Raw genomic sequence first — 16,079 nt, 5'->3', positions numbered from 1 at the left:
AGCGATCCGAAGACCACTGCTGCACTTACATCAAATGCCCACACTTATCGACTGTTAATTGTTAAAGAACTGTATTCGGTACTGCTTTCGCGCTATCGACAAAGCGTTGTGTTTGTCAGCTGCGAAGAAGGGAGAGTATGAAGCGTTTGCAGCATTTCGTCAACCTTCTTTTTTCTCGTCTCATTCAGCATTTGCATGCGTCGTTCAGCGAGGGGGCGAATTATAGCCCTGCCCTGGGCCCGCTGCAAGCGCTATTTTCCCTCCCTGCGAAACGGCCCTGGCACCGCACTTGCTTATACAGATATGCGCACCGTCCACTGATGAGAGCAACTCTGGGCTTGACAGCAACACTGGGGATAGCCCGGTTCGCTTTGCTTTGCTCCTATCTGTGACAGGTGCTACATTATGGAACACTCTCGATATTCAAAAGAGCGCCGCAGTACAGGGCCCAACGGAGGCAACGAGATCATGTATCAACCGTCAGCTACTTACCGTAGCGCACCGTTTTCGTCCATCGCGGACGCGAACATACCACCGGCAGGACAGGACAACGTCCCCGTCATCATTGAGACGTCCCATCAGCGCTCAGTCGCCTTTGGCCTGTCTCCCACGGCAACGCCCGACTTTACGCCTGCCGGCAAATCCGATCTGTCCTTGCTGATCGAGCAAAACCGCCTGCTGCACACGCACGCGCTGCCCGCCATGGAAACTCTGTACCAGCAAATCGTCAACACCCACAATATGGTGATCTTGACGGATGCCAACGGTGTCATCGTGCATTCACTGGGCGACGATGATTTTCTGGAGAAAGCCAACCGAGTGGCCCTGCAGCCAGGCGTGGCATGGTCGGAACAAAGCCGCGGCACGAATGCGATCGGCACGGCCATCACGGAAAAAGTACCGACGTTGGTCCATGCCGACCAGCATTACCTGGCCGCCAATCATTTCCTCACGTGTTCCGCAGCGCCGATCACCGACCACAGGGGCAATGTCATCGGCGTGCTCGATGTCTCCAGCGACCAGCGCAGTTTCCACAAGCATACGATGGCCCTCGTGCGCATGTCTGCGCTGATGATCGAAAATCAGCTGTTTTCCGCCACCTTTGAAGACGCCATCACCGTGCACTTCCACGCGCGTCCTGAATTCATCGGCACCTTGATGGAAGGCATCGCCTCATTCACGCCGGGCGGACGGTTCTTATCGGCCAACAAGAATGGCTTGTTCCAGCTGGGTCTGTCATTTGCCGCGCTGCAATCGCACACGTTCAGCTCCCTGTTCGGCTTGCCCGTGTCCGCCCTGTACGACCATTACCGCACGGCCTCACCCGGTTTGCTGAACCTGTGCATGCACAGTGGCGTACGCGTGTATGGACGCGCGCAGTTGCGGTTGGCCAATAGTGCCTTCCAGCATGGCTTTGCATCCAATACCGATCATAGCGACATCAACGCCGCCCCGGCGCAGGTTCCCGCGCCGGCCAGCCATGCGGCCAACGCGGCGCGCCGCCTGTCCGGCCTGCGCTACCTGCGCACGGGCGATCCGCAACTGGAACTGGTAATCGAAAAGGTCAACAAGGTATTGGGACGCGATATCCCCATCCTCGTCATGGGCGAAACGGGCACGGGCAAGGAATTGCTGGCGCAAGCCATCCATAACGATTCGCCGCGCGCCATGGGACCGTTTATCGCCGTCAACTGCGCGTCGATCCCGGAAACCCTGATCGAGTCCGAACTGTTCGGCTATGAAGACGGGGCTTTTACGGGCGCGCGCAAGAAAGGCGCCATCGGCAAGATCTTGCAAGCCAATGGCGGCACCCTGTTTCTCGATGAAATCGGCGACATGCCGTTTGGCTTGCAGGCGCGCCTGTTGCGCGTGCTGCAGGAACGCATGGTCACCCCGCTGGGCAGCAGCAAATCGATCACCGTGAATGTGGAACTCATTTGCGCCACGAATCACAACTTACGCGAACGCATGGCCAAGGGGCTGTTCCGCGAAGACTTGTATTACCGCCTGAATGGCTTGGTGGTCAAACTGCCGCCGCTGCGCGAGCGCACGGACCTGGACACGGTCGTAAAAAAAATCCTCGCGACGGAAGCGCCCGATACGCGCTACACGGTGGCGCCGGACATCCTGCGCATGTTCCACCAGCATAAATGGCCGGGCAACTTCCGCCAGCTGACCAATCTGTTGCGCACAGCCATCGTCATGGCAGGCGACGAACACGAAATCTGTCTGCGCCACATGCCCGACGATTTCCTCGATGATATTGAAATGACGCAAGCGACTGCCGCCAGCGCCAGCACAGACCGGATGATCGCCGCCGGCGCCAACCTGGAAGAGATGGAGCAAAGCGTCATTCTCAAGTCGCTCGATGCCCACGGCGGCAACGTCTCGGCCACGGCGCGGGCCTTGGGCGTGTCGCGCAACACGATCTATCGCAAGGTGCCGCATCTGAAATAGCCTAGAGCAGACGGGAAAAGCCGGGCGACATCTGGCGCCCGCCCTGCTTGTCGATGGTCATCAAGTCGACGCCTTCCATCCGCGCGGCCATCGCATGCGCACGCGCCGCGCCCGTCACCATGAAGGTTGTCGACAAGCCATCGGCCAGCATTCCCGTGGACGCCAGCACCGTCACGCTGGCCAGTTCGCGCGGCGAATCGCCCTTCGCTGGATCGAAGATATGGTGATGCACGAAGTCGGGCGTGAACGTGCATTCGTAATCGCCGGACGTGGCCACGCTGCGCCCTTCCACTTTCAAGGTGGCCGCGAGGATTTCCCCATCGCGCGGGTCCTGGATGCCCAAGGTCCAGGGACGGCGCACGGAGCGCTGCCCGCGCGCAACGAATTCGCCCGTGTCCAGCAACGCGTGCCGTATGCCGCGCGCCTGCACGGCCGCCAGCGCCATGTCCGCCGCGTAACCTTGCGCCAGACCATTCAAGGTCAGCGCCATGCCGGGCTGCAGGAAACGCACTTCGCGTTTGTCCCACGCCAATTGCCGCCAGCCTACCCGCGCCTGCGCTTTGCGCCGTAGTGCTTCCGCAGGCAAGCCGGCCTGGTCTGCCGCCGCGTGAAACAGCTGCCATAAAGGTTGCACGGTGATATCAAATGCCCCATCGCTCCATTGCGACAAGGTTTGCGCCTGCGCCAGCACCGCCAGCAGATGGGCGTCCGGCCGGGCCAGGCGACCATCACGATTCAGCTGGAAGACTTGGCTGGCGGGACTGTAAATGCTCATCAGGCGGTCGATATTCCTGGCCGCATGCAAGGCATCCTCAATAGCCAGCTCAGCCTGGCGCTGATCGTGGTGCAACACGGTGACGGCGATCGTCGTGCCAAACGCCAGCGCTGCGCCTTGATATGATCGCACGCCGGATGCCGTGGCCGTGCCGCGCGCCATACTGCCAGGCAAAGACAAGCCCGCCATGCCGGCCACGCTGCCTATCGCTGCGGAAATAAAGGTTCTACGCTGCATTGCTGCTCTCCTCTGCCGTGGCCAGGACAATGGGTATCGTGCGGGCACGCTTGATTTCCAGCATCAAGGGTGCGCATTTTTCATCGCTGGCGTAAATCACCACGCAATCCATGCACTGGAAACATTCGCCATAATCGACTTTCCCGCTCGGCGCGATGGCGTGATGCTCGCACCGGTGGCGGCAAGTCTGGCACGGCGTGCCACACTCCTTGCGGCGCGGAATCCAGTTGAACAAGCGAAACCGTCCCAGCAGCGCCAGCGCCGCACCAAACGGGCACAGGTAACGGCAAAAGAATTTATAGGAAACACTGCTGAGCAGCAGCAAGCCCACGGCATACGCAACAAACGGCCAGGCGCGCACGAAGTTCAGGGTGATGGCCGTCTTGAACGGTTCCAGCTCGACCAGCTTGTCCGTGATCTGGCTGGAAAACAGGCTGCTGGAAAGGATGGCCAACAGCAAGCCATACTTGATCCATTTCAGACGCCCGTCGAGGCGCGGCTTGATCTTCCACTGAGGCAAGCGCAGCCACTGGCCCAGCTTGCCAGTGAATTCCTGCAGCGCTCCAAACGGGCACAGCCAGCCGCAAAACGTGCCGCGCCCCCAGATCAGCAGACTGAGCAGCACGAACGCCCACAGGATCACCGTCATCGGATCGAACAGGAAAAAGCCCAGGCTGCGCCCCGCCAGCAGCGCCTGGATGACGCCCGTGACATTGACGATCGATAACTGCCCCTGCGCGTAATAGCCGATGAAGCCTATCGTAAACACCAGGAACAGACGGCGAAACCACGCAAATTGGCGGCCATCGCGCACCAGCCGTTTCTGCCACGCCAAGGCGCCGGCCAGCAGCGCCAGCCCGGCCACCAATAGCAGCAACTCGGCCTTGCGTCCCTGCCACGTGCCACGCCACGTGGCATCGTCGCCTTGCGGCGCCGTATAGAACTCTGCCGGCAAGCGGTAGCTGACATCCACGTTGCGCGCGATGCGCTCCGGATACACGATGCCCTTGCTGCGCGTGATCGGCAGCGTGAACGCCAGCGGACTGGCCGCATCGAGTCCCGCCTGGCTGATGATGCGCAATGCGACGATATTTTCCGTCGGCAAGGAAGCCGTATCGGACAAGCTCAACTCCAGATCCAGGTCGCGCATGTCGATGGGCAAGCCATCCTGTTTCAGCAACAAGCGGTCCGGCACGGTGCCGCGCACAAAATCGTCGCCCAGCACGCTGTAGCGCCCGCGCGACATGATGAGGATGGCGTGGTCGCCCTCGTCAAGCCGGTTGCGCAATTTGTTCCAGCTGCGTTCCGTCAACAGATTGCGTCCCACCGTGGGAACGGAGACATACGCCAGGTATAGGTCGATGAACACGCCGTCCGGCTCGCGCTGGGCTTCCACATCGAGTCCCGCGCCGGGACTGCCGGCAAACAAGGCTTCCACGTCCTTGTTGCTCAAGCGTACATGCTGGATCAATCCGCGCTCGAGCATCTGCGCGACGCCGAGTTTCTCGAATACCTGCATGCGGATGCGGGCGATCTGGTCGGGGTCACGGCCTTGCGCAAAACCCAGTTTTTTGCGCGACACTTTCAAGGCCGAGGCCAGCACGCTCTGGTTGATGATGCGCACGGAAGCCGTGGCCTTCGATACGCCATCGATATCGGCGTGGGTCGCATCCGGCGCGCGCTTGGTTCGCGCATCGATGGCGATATTCTGTTTCAGCGACAAGCCCTGGTACTGTTTGACGAACTGAAACAAGGGCGCTTCGCCCAAGCCGTCGAGAAACACGGGTTCGTGCTGCGACAGCACGGCGACATCGAGAAAACTGCCCTTCGGATCGATGGCGATCAGCAGATTGACGGGCACGCCGGAAAAGCCGGGAATGGGCGCCAAGTCCAGCGATTCAAAAACGTAGCCGACCAGTTCGGTGGCCGTGGCGTTTTGGCGGAACAGGGGCCAGACGGGCAAATCGATCTCCTTGTCGCCCACGACGATGGGCGCAGGAAAACGCCGCGCCAGCTCGGCCTTGGTGAGCACACCGGCCCAAACCTGTCCCAGGATAAACAGGAATAGCCAGCAAGCTATGAACAAGCGCATTATCCGCATGCATGGTGCTCCGTGCGGCGCCCTGTCGCAAGGCGCCGCGTTGTTGAGTTAGAAGAAAATAATGCCGCCCAGGGACACGCCATTCATCTTCGCTTCGCCACCGGCAAAACCTTTCGAACGCGTCTGGCCCAGCTCGCCCACCAGGGTGATCGCGCTGTTGAGCGAGTAATACGCGCCCAGGGTCAGGTTGGCGTTCGACTTCAAGCCGCCCGTGCCGGCCGTGTCGTCGTCGTTCTTGCTGATGCCGTAGGACAAACCCAGCTTCAGCTTGTCCGTCGTTTTATACGTGCCTTGCAGCAGCCAGTTCTTCGATTTGGTATCGCCCTGGTCCGCATCGGACAAGATACCGAGCCCCTTGCCTCCCTGGAAGTTGACCAATACGCTAGCCGGGCCCATCTGGTACGAGCCACCCACTTCCACGCCGCGCATGGTCAGGTCATCGATTCCTGGCGTTTTCGAGGTGAATTTTTGCGACTTCACGCCGAGCCACGCCTTCAACCCTTCCTGCGCATACGTCACTTGCGCCTGCACTTGCGGACTCGACTTCGAAGAATAGGTCGAGCCTGCCACGATGGGCGTATCGGAGACAGGACTGACCAGCGCCACATCGACGCCAACGCCGCCCGACTTCGGCGAGCTGTACATGATCTGGCCATAGTTACCCAGATAGGTATAGCCGGCGCCGATATGGCCCAGGGTCACGCGGCCCCGCTGCGTCGCTTGCACCGGCGCGCCCGAACCCAGCAAGGTCATGTCGGACAGAATCGCGTTCGCGCCGAAGATGCCATAGTCGCGGCCCAGCTTGAACGTGCCCATCTGCTCATTGCCAAACGTAAAGAAAGCCTGGCGCACATCGACCACGCTGTTCTGGCTGATGGCGCTGTCCGTAGCCGTCGAGTTGTAGATGCCGATCAAGGCTTTCACGTCGTACTCGCCCAGCCGCGAGCTTGCCGAGGTGATCAAGCCGTTGGGCAGCAAGCCGTTGCCGATGGTGGTGCGGTCCTTCTCTCCGCCGCAACCGAGCGCCTGGCCGCCCAGCGCCAGCCCGCCCACCGCATCGCCCGAACACGACACTTGCGTGTAGTAGGCGTTGACGATGCCGCCCACCGACACGGTCCAGTCGCCAGCCTTGATATCGACGGCTTGCGCCTGTCCCACCGCTGCGATTGTCATGACACCGAGGCTCCCCAGCTTGATCCATGTGTTCATTTCTTCTCCTCTTTCTTCTCTGTTTTTAGTGTGCACACCAGTGATTGATGTACCTCAAGCTTTGGCAATAAGCGTGCCCAGCAAGCCTCAGAGGGAGAAAGAAAAAAAGCGTATTGAACGTGTGCAGCGGCGGATCAATCGCCACTGACAGTGTTCATTTTTTGACCGCAAGTATGCGTATCTGTCATCCAGGTAAACAAAAAACTGACGGCCTGGGCCGTCAGCAAAAAGAAAGCACCCGGCAGACAGGGAGACACCCATCCGTGTGGCCCGGGTGCTTCACCCCGTTACTTCGATGCCAGCTTGAAGACCCACACGGAACCGCCCTGTTCCAGGAAGTTGACCTTCTTCGCCACTTCGCCGCCCCACAGCGGCACCGCGCCACCCCAGCCTGATACGACGGCCACATATTGCGTGTCGCCATCCTGCCACGTGACGGGCGGCGCCACGACGCCGGAGCCCGTCTGGAATTTCCACAGTTCCTTGCCCGTCTTCGCATCGACGGCTTTCAGGAAACCTTCCGGCGTGCCGTAGAACACCAGGTTACCGGCCGTGCTCATCACGCCACCCCACAGCGGCGCGTTATTCTTGATTTCCCAGACGATCTTGCCAGTCTTCGGATCGACGGCGCGCATGGCGCCGATATAGTCATCAAACAAGGGCTTGATGGTGAAGCCCGCGCCGAGGAAAGCGCCGCCCTTCTTGTAGCTGATCGGCTCGTTCCAGATATCCATGCCCCATTCGTTCGCCGGCACATAGAACAGCTTGGTTTGCGGCGAGTAGGCCATCGGCATCTGGTTTTTGGCGCCGAGGAAAGCCGGTGCGGCAAACACGGTCGTGCCCTTCTTGCCTTCCTCTCCCTTGGTCGGGTCGCCGGGGCGGCCGGCGGCGATGAAGTTGGGCCGGCCCGTCTTCAGGTCGATGCTGCTGGCCCATGTGATTTTCTTCACAAACGGGAAGGCGTTCTGCAACTTGCCCGTATTGGCGTCGATCACATAGAAGAAACCGTTGCGGTCGGCCTTGCCGCCGTAGCGCTTGCCATCCATGTCGAAGGTGACGAATTCGTTGGCGCCGTCAAAATCCCAGGCATCGTTCGGCGTGTTTTGATACGCCCACTTGATCTGGCCCGTTTTCACGTCCAGCGCCACGGTGGACGACGAGTACAGATTGTCGCCGGGACGCAAGTGGCTGTTCCATGGCGCCGGGTTGCCCGTGCCAAAGTAGGCGAGCTTGGTTTGCGGATCATAGGTACCACCCATCCACGTCGAGGCGCCGCCCGTTTTCCACAGGTCGCCCGGCCACGTCTTGTTCGCGGTGCCGGACACGCCATTGTCGATCGCCTTGCCATCCTTGTCGTAGCGGTGGCCCATGTGGCCCTCTACCGTCGGACGGCTCCACACGAGGTCCCCCGTCATGGGGTTGCGCGCTTCGACCCGGCCCACGATGCCGAATTCGCCTCCCGACACGCCCGTCAGCAGCAAGCCTTCGGCGATCAGCGGCGCGGCCGTCATCGAGTAGCCGGCCGCATAATCGTCGACTTTTTCTTTCCAGACGATCTTGCCCGTATTCTGGTCCAGCGCCACCAGATAGGCGTCGAGCGTGCCGAAAATCACCAGGTTGCCGTACAGGGCCGCACCACGGTTGACCACGTCGCAGCAGGGCATGATGCCGTCTGGCAAGCGATGCTCGTACTTCCACAGCTTGGCGCCCGTTTTCAAGTCGACTGCAAAGATGCGCGAATACGATGCCGTGACGAACATCTTGCCGTTATGAATCAGCGGCTGCGATTCCTGGCCACGCTGTTTTTCACCGCCAAACGAGAACGACCAGGCCGGCACCAGCTTGGCCACGGTCTTGTCATTGATCTGCGTCAAAGGCGAATAGCGCTGGCCCTGCGTGCCCATGCCAAACGACAGGACGCTGGCCGGATTCTTCGCCGTGCTGTCGAGCATGGCATTGGTGACATTGCCCACGTCGGCCGCCTGGGCCAGCGATGCCAAACCCAAACCGACGAGTATCCCCATGATTTTTTTCTGCACAGTCATCTCCCTCTGTTTTATTAGTATGTGTGTGTCAAGTCTTGCGGTGTTCATGCGGCTGGGCATGCAGCAAGGCGCACTCTTCATCGGTGAACAGGCGCGAGCGCGTCAAGAAGCGCTTGCCCGTGCCGTTGTCGAGTGAAAACATGCCGCCATTGCCATCGACCACATCGATAATCAACTGGGTATGCTCCCAGTACTCGAATTGCTCGAGTCCCATGTAGAACGGTGTGCCATTCAAATTGCCGAGATAGATGTCGGTGTCGCTGACATCGAACTCGCCCAGCGCATAGCACATGGGTGCGCTGCCGTCGCAGCAACCGCCCGACTGGAAAAACATCAGCGGGCCGTGACGCTGGCGCAACTTGTCCATCATTTCCAGCGCCGCATCGGTGGCGACCACCCGGGCAATTGCTGCACTCATGGCATCCCTTTCTGCGCGCCGCGCCTGGATTGACAGGTGCGGCGCGTGTACCGGTTTAGAAGAAGCCCAGCGCTTTCGGGCTATAGCTCACCAGCAAGTTCTTCGTTTGCTGGTAGTGATCGAGCATCATCTTGTGGTTTTCGCGGCCGATACCCGATTGCTTGTAGCCGCCGAACGCGGCGTGGGCTGGATACAGGTGGTAGCAATTGGTCCACACGCGGCCCGCCTGGATGGCGCGTCCCATGCGGAAGGCGCGCGAACCGTCGCGCGTCCACAAGCCGGCGCCCAGGCCGTACAAGGTATCGTTGGCAATCGCCAGCGCGTCGGCCTCATCCTTGAAAGTGGTCACGGACACGACCGGTCCAAAAATCTCTTCCTGGAAAATGCGCATCTTGTTGTTGCCCTTGAACACGGTCGGACGCACGTAGTAGCCGCCTTCCAGGTCGCCCGCCTGCGTGTTGCGCTCGCCGCCGGCCAGCACTTCGGCGCCTTCCTGGCGGCCGATGTCGAGATAGGACAGGATTTTTTCCAGCTGCTCCTGCGACGCCTGCGCGCCGATCATGGTGGACGAGTCGAGCGGATTGCCCTGCTTGATGGCGGCCACGCGCTTCAAGGCGCGTTCGATGAATTTTTCGTAGATCGATTCCTGGATCAGCACGCGCGATGGGCAGGTGCAGACTTCGCCCTGGTTCAGCGCGAACATGGCAAAACCTTCCAGGCACTTGTCGAAATACTCGTCGTCCGCATCCATCACGTCTTCAAAGAAGATGTTCGGCGACTTGCCGCCCAGCTCCAGGGTGACGGGAATCAGGTTTTGCGCGGCATAACCCATGATCAAGCGGCCCGTGCCCGTTTCGCCCGTGAAGGCGATCTTGGCGATGCGCTTGCTCGAGGCCAGCGGCTTGCCCGCTTCCAGGCCGAATCCGTTGATGATGTTCAGCACGCCCGGCGGCAGCAAATCGCCGATCAGCTCGATCAACACCATGATGGAAGCCGGGGTCTGCTCGGCCGGTTTGAGCACGACGCAATTGCCGGCGGCCAGGGCTGGCGCCAGTTTCCACACAGCCATCAAAATCGGGAAATTCCACGGGATGATCTGGCCCACGACGCCGAGCGGCTCGTGGTAGTGATAGGCATAGGTTTCCGCATCGATTTGCGCGACGGAACCTTCCTGCGCGCGGATGCAACCGGCAAAATAACGGAAGTGGTCGATGGCCAGCGGAATGTCGGCGTTCATCGTTTCGCGGATCGGCTTGCCGTTATCGATGGTTTCCGCCGTGGCGATCAGGCTCAGGTTCTGTTCGATGCGGTCGGCGATGCGGTTCAGGATATTGGCGCGCTCCGCAGGCGAAGTCTTGCCCCAGGCATCCTTGGCGGCATGGGCGGCGTCCAAGGCCAGCTCGACATCTTCCGCCGTGGAACGGGCGATTTCGCAAAATGGCAAGCCCGTGATCGGTGTGATGTTAGGAAAGTATTCACCTTTTACCGGGGCAACGAATTTGCCGCCGATGTAATTGTCATAGCGTTGTTTGAAGGGATTGGCTACGCCCAGTTTGCTGATGTCTGCGAGATTCATGTCGTCCTCTATCGGGTTAATTAGAATGGAATTGCTGTAATTAAAATCAAACGTCCTGGTACAGATGGGGTGAGTACACGGAGTCTTCCGCAAATGCCGTGCCAGCTCGGCATCCCACTACAAACTTAGCCGCTTTTACCCTTGTTACAAGGGCGTAGCGTCAATACCGGTGTGCTTTTCAGCGCATGCCCGGGCTTGAGCCGCTGCACAATGGAACAGGTGTACCAGACTGGAACACCTGTTCCTGTGCCATTAACGAATCACCACGCCCCATGGCAATTCACCTACAGCAATATCGGCCACCTTGCGCGCGCTGGCCGTGTCGATGACGGAAACGCTGTTCGAACGGCCATTGGCCACGTACAGCTTGGCGCCATCGGGCGTGATGGCCATGTTCCACGGGCGCTTGCCGACGGGAATGGTGGCCGTGACCTCGTTGCTGGCCGTGTCGATCACCATCACCGTGCCATCGATACCGTTCGAGACATACACCTGCTTGCCGCTGGGATGGACCACGATGCCGTTTGCATTCTTGCCAGCGGGAATGGTGGCGATGGCCTTGCGCGCGGCCATGTCGATAACGTAGACGGCATTGACCAGTTCGCACGCCACGTAGGCGCGGCCCGAGTCCGGACTGAAACCGATGCCGCGCGGGCGCAATCCCACGGCGATGGACGCCACCTGGCGGCGTTGCACCACATCAATGACATCGACTTGTTCAGCCTCTTCCGCGCTGACCAGCAGCCAGCGCCCATCGGGGCTGAAAACGGCATGTTCCGGATTGCGTCCACGCACCTTGATATCGGCGAGCAAGACGCCCGTCTGCCCATCGAGCAAGGCCACGCTATTGTTTTCCTCGACGGCCACGGCCACGTAATGACCGTCTTGCGAAGCGCTGACGCCTTCGGGCGACTTGCCCAGCGCCACCGTGCGCAGGGGGGCGCCGCCAGCGTTATCGATCAGCAGCAAGGCGCTGCTGGCCGCATCCGTGACAAACAATTGCCGCCCGGTGGGGTCGGCGGCGATGCCGCGCGGACGCTTGCCGGCTGCAATCTGGCGCACGACCTGATCGGTCGCCGTGTCGATTACACTCAAGGTGCCCGATTTTTCATTGGGAACATAAGCAAATGGAGCGGCCTGGAGGGAGGTGCAGGCAAGCGCTGGCAGCAGCCAGCACACCTGGCGCAAGCGCGAGAAGAAGTTGGGCATAATCACCTTTCGATGGCAAAACACAGGAAAAGCGCGCGGCATCGGCGCATCTGATAATTGCTGTATGCAAACGCCGTGCCACTGACACGCGTATAATTTCAGCCCACCAATGGAGACATGGCAGGCATATTGCTTGATACACAGATGCAGACCTGCGCCGCGCACGCGACCAAGCAGGCTTTTATTCACATTGGAGAATCCGCATGCAGCACCGTTTCCGCCTGAACACCATCGCCAGCCTGTTTGTCGCCGGCAGCGCTACCCTCGCCCCCCACGTCTTTGCCGCCGAGACAGCTGCCCCGGCCAACGGGCAACTGATGGATACGGTGGTCGTCAGCGGCAGCCGCATCGCCCATCCCAGCCAGGAAGTGCCGGCCTCGATCGACGTCGTCGACAGCGCCCGCATCCAGGATGGCCAAATCCGCGTCAACGCGTCAGAAGCGCTGGCCGCCGTGCCGGGCCTGGTCGTGCAAAACCGTCAGAACTATGCGCAAGACTTGCAGATCTCGTCGCGCGGCTTCGGCGCACGCTCGGCCTTTGGCGTGCGCGGCGTCAAACTGATCAGCGATGGCATTCCTGCCAGCATGCCCGACGGCCAAGGCCAGGCCGCCACCTTCAACCTCGATACGGCCGAGCGCATCGAAGTGCTGCGCGGACCGTTTTCTGCCATCTACGGCAACCACTCGGGCGGCGTGATCCAGCTGTTTTCCAAGGATGGGCAAAATCCTCCGTCCGTCGAATTGAATGTGGTGGGCGGCAGCTACGGCACCAACAAAGTGGACTTGACGGCGCAAGGCCAGGCAGGCGGCATCGGCTACGTGCTCGACGGCTCGCGCTTCCGCACGGACGGTTTCCGCGACCACAGCGCCGCCACGCGCGAACAGGCGTTCGGCAAGATCACCGTCAAGCCCAATGCGGACAGCAAGCTGACCATCGTTGCCAACAGCCTGCACCAAGGCAACACGCAAGATCCGCTGGGCGCCACCTGGGCCACGTTTGCCCGCGACCCGCGCGCTGGCGAAACCGATGCGAACGACACGCAAAACCCGAAGCGCACCCTGGCCGAGCGCTACAACACGCGCAAGAGCATCGACCACCAGCAAATCGGCGCCACCTATGAACAGTCGTTCGGCGACGACCGCCTGCATGTGATGGTGTATGGCGGCAACCGCGACGTGATCCAGTACCAGGCTTTTACCAAAGGCTTCCAGGCACCGCCCAGCCATTCAGGCGGCGTGGTCGACTTCCAGCGTGAGTTCTACGGCATCGATACCAACTGGCTGCACGTGAACCAGTTGGCCGGCGGCAAGCTGAGCACCACCATCGGCATCGATTACGGCCGCTCCAGCGATGACCGCACCGGCTATGAAAATTACATCGGCAACACGTTTGGCGTGAAAGGCAAGCTGCGCCGCGACGAGCAGAATGTCGTCTCCAGCCTCGATCCCTATATCCAGGCGGAATGGCAAAGCGGCCCATGGCTGCTGAGCGCAGGTGTGCGCTACAGCAAGATGAAAGTGTCGGTGAACGACCGCTATCTCAGCAATGGGAACGACAGCGGCAGCCTCGAGTTCAGCCACACGACACCGGTGCTGGGTCTGCTGTATAAACTGACGCCGAACGTCAACGTGTACGCCAGCGCCGCGCGCGGTTTTGAGGCGCCTACCTTGAATGAACTGTTTTACTCGGGCACGGGTGGCGGCTTCAATTACCAGCTGAAACCGGCCACCAGCACCAACCTGGAAGCAGGCATCAAGGCGAGAATCGCCAACAACACCCACGTAAACGCGGCCGTGTTCCAGATCAAGACCAACGACGAATTGGTGGTCGACAAGTCCAGCGGCGGGCGCACCAGCTATCGCAATGCAGGTAAAACCTTGCGCCAAGGTATGGAAGTGTCGCTGGACTCAAACTTGCCATATGGTTTCACGGCAAAAGTAGCACTGACCAGCCTGCACGCCGTGTATGACCAGGCGTTTGGCAGCGTGCGCGAAGGCAGCCGTTTGCCTGGCGTGCCCAGCGCCAACCTGTTCGCGGAACTGGCGTGGAAAGATAAGCTCGACCGCTTTGGCGCGGCGCTGGAAAGCGTGGCCAGCAACCAGGTCTACGCGGAAGACAGCAACATCGAAAAACCGGCGCCCGGCTACACGGTGTTCAATGCGCGCTTCAACGCCAAACAAAACGTGGGGAACTGGCGCTTCAAGGAATTTGCCCGCCTGAACAATCTTTTCGACAAGACCTACGTGGGCTCCGTCATCGTCGGCGACAGCAACAAGCGCTACTATGAAGCGGCGCCAGGACGTAACTGGCTGCTGGGTGTCAGCGCCCAATACTCGTTTTAAGAACACCTGAGAAAAAGTCCATGGCCGCGTTGCATTGCCTGGTCGTACTATTCGTACTGCCTGCGGCAATGCGCCTTGCCCTGAACATTTTTCAGGCGTTCTTATGACAATAAAGCCCGCACATCTTCCGATGCGCGGGCTTTAAAACCAGAGCAAGCTACTTCAGGGCCGCGCTTCCTTCACGCCATACTTTTCAAAGATGGTTTTCAGTTCGCCGCTGGCCGCCATCTCGTTCATGGCTGCCTGCAGCAACTTGGCCACGTCGAGCTGTTGCTTGCTGACGGCCAGGCCCACGGCCCAGCCTGCACGCGGCAATCGGGCGAACGCCACTTCGCTCAAGGGGAAAGCGGGATCGCTCTTCAGCAACGATTCGATTTCCGAACGGTTGGCCAGCACGGCGTCGAGCTTGCCCGCCTGCAATTGCTGCAAGGCTTCCGCTGCCGTATCGAAGATGCGCACGTCGTCGCGGTATTTGCCATTGTCTTCGCCCAACATCAGCATGGCCGCGATCGACACCTTTTCCACGCCGATACGCTTGCCGGCCAGCGAAGCGACGCCGTCGAATTGCGGCACGGATTGCGCGCTGCGCACCAGGCGCACGGTTTCCACGTAGTACGGTGCGAAGATCTCGACCTTGTCGTTATCCGCCATCAACTTCTTGTCGACTGGCACATGCAGCATCACGTCGGCGGGGCCATAACCGAGGTAATGCCCCTTCCACACCATATTGCGCAAATCGTCGTTCAGATTTTCGCCGGCGGGAAATGGCAGCAAACTCAGTTTCAGCCCCAACTTTTTCGCCAGCGCTTCGGCGATGTCGATATCGATCCCTACACCCTTGTCGGAAAACGGCGCGAACTCGTTATATACAGCCACTTTCAGGCTGCCCGACTGCTGCACTTTCTGCCAGTCGGCGTGCGCCGGCTCGGCTGCGCACAGCGCCAGGCAAGCGAGCGAGATCATCGCGCGCACGCCCCGGAGTTGAAATGAACGCATGGGACTCCTTCTTGATCAGTGTGGCTTAGTTGGATTCGCGGCGGGTTTCCAGATAGGTCTTGATGGCCCACATGGCTTCTTGGTTGAACACGCCTTCAAACGGCGGCATGTACACGGCGCCATTGCGCACTTTACCGTGACGAATGGTGGTCAGGTAGTAATTGTCCGTCTCCTTGTAGCAAGCCTGTTTCTTTGTCTCGTTCTTGATACCGAAACAATCACGGTCCAGCTGGCGCAGGTCCGGCGCGATGCCGCCCGAAATGGCTTCGATGCCGTGGCAGCGAGCGCAATTCTGGTTGTAGGCCGAGGTGCCGACCGTCAGAGCCAGCTTGTTGCCGCGATACGGGTTTTGCTCGAGCCACTTGTCGCCCACTTTGGGCAAGCCTGTGGTGTCGACGCCTTGCGGCGTGACGTTGCCATGCGCATAGGCATGCGGCAAGGTCAGCAGGGAAGTGAGGGCAACGGCGCCGGCGGCCGCCATGCCGAGCAGGGTACGAATCGAATAGGTCATGCTGGTCTCCTTGGTTTTTTAGTCAATATCCAAGAAGAGCAAATGCCATGCCATGCGTATATGCCCCGCATCCGGCCACCCATGTATCAATTTGGAACAGCTGCAACACGTATTTGTGTCACCGTACGCGTCAGCCGACAGCGCCCAACAAACTATCAGACGTAAAAAAACCCCAACCGGATCACCGGAAGGGGTTTTTTCGA

General features: G+C 60.1%; 11 protein-coding genes. 2 read left to right on the top strand and 9 right to left on the bottom strand.

What is annotated here, in order from left to right:
• Positions 1 to 468: 468 nt before the first annotated feature.
• On the top strand, positions 469 to 2,457 hold the full coding sequence (locus tag SKZ59_RS27855; RefSeq protein WP_319993569.1) for a sigma-54-dependent Fis family transcriptional regulator: 1,989 nt from the start codon (positions 469 to 471) through the stop codon (positions 2,455 to 2,457).
• Between the two features lies 1 nt (position 2,458).
• On the opposite strand, the gene SKZ59_RS27850 is transcribed toward SKZ59_RS27855, so the two are convergent.
• The 7 genes from SKZ59_RS27850 to SKZ59_RS27820 all read right to left on the bottom strand — a co-directional run bounded on the left by SKZ59_RS27850 (position 2,459) and on the right by SKZ59_RS27820 (position 12,027).
• Complete coding sequence (locus SKZ59_RS27850) at positions 2,459 to 3,469, bottom strand: FAD:protein FMN transferase (protein ID WP_319993568.1); 1,011 nt, start codon at positions 3,467 to 3,469, stop codon at positions 2,459 to 2,461.
• Positions 3,459 to 5,561, bottom strand: a complete 2,103-nt coding sequence (locus tag SKZ59_RS27845; protein ID WP_319993567.1) for a 4Fe-4S binding protein — start codon at positions 5,559 to 5,561, stop codon at positions 3,459 to 3,461. Before SKZ59_RS27845 ends, SKZ59_RS27850 begins: the two co-directional genes overlap by 11 nt.
• Positions 5,562 to 5,618: 57 nt before the next feature.
• Positions 5,619 to 6,779 carry a porin gene (locus SKZ59_RS27840; protein ID WP_319993566.1) on the bottom strand — a complete coding sequence of 387 codons (1,161 nt, stop codon included), beginning with the start codon at positions 6,777 to 6,779 and terminating at the stop codon, positions 5,619 to 5,621.
• Between the two features lie 287 nt (positions 6,780 to 7,066).
• Entirely contained in the window at positions 7,067 to 8,824 is a 1,758-nt protein-coding gene (locus tag SKZ59_RS27835; protein ID WP_319993565.1) for a PQQ-dependent methanol/ethanol family dehydrogenase, read from the bottom strand.
• A 28-nt stretch (positions 8,825 to 8,852) separates the two neighbouring features.
• Complete coding sequence (locus SKZ59_RS27830; RefSeq protein WP_034756816.1) at positions 8,853 to 9,242, bottom strand: DUF779 domain-containing protein; 390 nt, start codon at positions 9,240 to 9,242, stop codon at positions 8,853 to 8,855.
• 55 nt (positions 9,243 to 9,297) lie between these two features.
• Entirely contained in the window at positions 9,298 to 10,818 is a 1,521-nt protein-coding gene (gene adh, locus SKZ59_RS27825; RefSeq protein ID WP_128140519.1) for an aldehyde dehydrogenase, read from the bottom strand.
• A 252-nt stretch (positions 10,819 to 11,070) separates the two neighbouring features.
• A complete protein-coding gene (locus tag SKZ59_RS27820; RefSeq protein ID WP_319993564.1) occupies positions 11,071 to 12,027 on the bottom strand; it encodes a beta-propeller fold lactonase family protein in 957 nt (318 codons plus the stop codon).
• 203 nt (positions 12,028 to 12,230) lie between these two features.
• On the opposite strand from SKZ59_RS27820, the gene SKZ59_RS27815 reads away from it, so the two are divergent.
• Positions 12,231 to 14,369: a TonB-dependent receptor gene (locus SKZ59_RS27815; protein ID WP_319993563.1), complete on the top strand. Its 2,139-nt coding sequence runs from the start codon at positions 12,231 to 12,233 to the stop codon at positions 14,367 to 14,369.
• A 162-nt stretch (positions 14,370 to 14,531) separates the two neighbouring features.
• Here the strand turns inward: SKZ59_RS27815 and SKZ59_RS27810 are convergent, their stop codons facing one another.
• Complete coding sequence (locus SKZ59_RS27810; RefSeq protein WP_319993562.1) at positions 14,532 to 15,365, bottom strand: transporter substrate-binding domain-containing protein; 834 nt, start codon at positions 15,363 to 15,365, stop codon at positions 14,532 to 14,534.
• Between the two features lie 25 nt (positions 15,366 to 15,390).
• Positions 15,391 to 15,876, bottom strand: coding sequence for a cytochrome c-550 PedF (gene pedF / locus SKZ59_RS27805; protein ID WP_034756828.1), 486 nt, complete (start codon positions 15,874 to 15,876; stop codon positions 15,391 to 15,393).
• Positions 15,877 to 16,079 lie beyond the last annotated feature (203 nt).

The organism is Janthinobacterium sp. GMG2 (assembly GCF_033949445.1).
GTDB classification, from domain to species: domain Bacteria; phylum Pseudomonadota; class Gammaproteobacteria; order Burkholderiales; family Burkholderiaceae_D; genus Janthinobacterium; species Janthinobacterium aestuarii.
The sequence above is the reverse complement of the archived record's forward strand: the minus strand, read 5'-3'. Positions and strand labels throughout refer to the sequence as shown.